1 protein-coding gene is annotated in these 1,102 nt (G+C 35.3%); it reads right to left on the bottom strand.

Annotated elements, in window-relative coordinates; translation table 11 throughout:
- Positions 1 to 53: 53 nt before the first annotated feature.
- The gene (locus tag Q0791_RS24880) at positions 54 to 728 is read right to left on the bottom strand and encodes a hypothetical protein (RefSeq protein ID WP_299011950.1); all 675 of its coding nucleotides are present in this window, start codon (positions 726 to 728) and stop codon (positions 54 to 56) included.
- Positions 729 to 1,102: the final 374 nt, after the last annotated feature.

The raw sequence follows: 1,102 nt of genomic DNA, 5'->3' as shown, positions 1-1,102 counted from the left end.
GATTAATCTTGGTCGAAAGATCTGATCACAAAGAGGGCTATTAGTTCAATTTCTTATCCCGAGTTCAGGTTAAATAAGATCACATTACGACCTGCATCAAGTACATCTTGTTTTGTCAGTGTTTGCACAGGTAAAGAGGCACAGTCATCATCGCCATAGCCCCAATCACTGGGTTTGAAGACGTAGTCACCTAATCGGCTTTCGATTTTTTCACCGATTTTATTTCTGAAATTGGTATGGTAACTAGAATCATAGGCTTCAAATTTAAGTAAAATGACTTCATCTTTATGATTGGCTAAATAATCGGTAATTTCGTCTAACCCCTCACCCAGTGTCGCTGCGGTACCAAACATATAAATACACATGGTCTTTTCTTCTAAGCCTAAATGGCACATTTGAGGTGTGGAGCTAATGCTTGATGCGGGATAGACATCATATTCCATTTCTCGAATACCACGATTAAATAAATCATTTGGTGAATACCATTGATTGACATCAGTGTAAGGCGCGGCATCCCATTCATAGGAAGCATAAGCGTTATGAGCACCTGCCCATAATGTTTTGGATAAGGGGGCTTGCGTATCAATTTGTCCCTGTAATGCTAATCGGTTGACTTTATCATCATCAGCATCAATTGCAGCGGTTACAGTATTAATGAAGCTTATTCCTAACAAAAGACATAGCGGAGTGATAGGGTTCGTGTTGCGTTTATTATTGCGCCATTTCATTCTTTTTATCTCCCATCTTTATGGATTTATTATTAGAGTGATCAAAACCAAAAAATAAAAAACAAACTAACTTTAAAAACATACGGGATAAAACCATTCACTTAGCCTTTTTTTTACGTTAATTTTCACTTAACCCTATTAGAAAAATAATGAAAAAAAGTTTAATAAACATTTAAAAATTAATTAATAAACATTGGCTTAACAATAAGGTGGAAAAAGTGATAAACATAAATAATGGTTAGGATTAACTAATATGCTCTTTTTGCATGCATAGGCACTTAAGTGATTATTTGCAGTGTGAAGAGGTATAGTGAATTTGGCCACCTACTTAGAGACTGTATAATCAGTTTCATATCAATATAGGTGACACAATG

Origin of the sequence: uncultured Shewanella sp. (assembly GCF_947495455.1) — a bacterium.
GTDB lineage: Bacteria > Pseudomonadota > Gammaproteobacteria > Enterobacterales > Shewanellaceae > Shewanella.
The sequence above is the reverse complement of the archived record's forward strand: the minus strand, read 5'-3'. Positions and strand labels throughout refer to the sequence as shown.

Bases quoted from the DNA above. Each gene is read 5' to 3' on its own strand.
- Q0791_RS24880 (WP_299011950.1), bottom strand. From the start codon at position 728: ATGAAATGGCGCAATAATAAACGCAACACGAACCCTATCACTCCGCTA.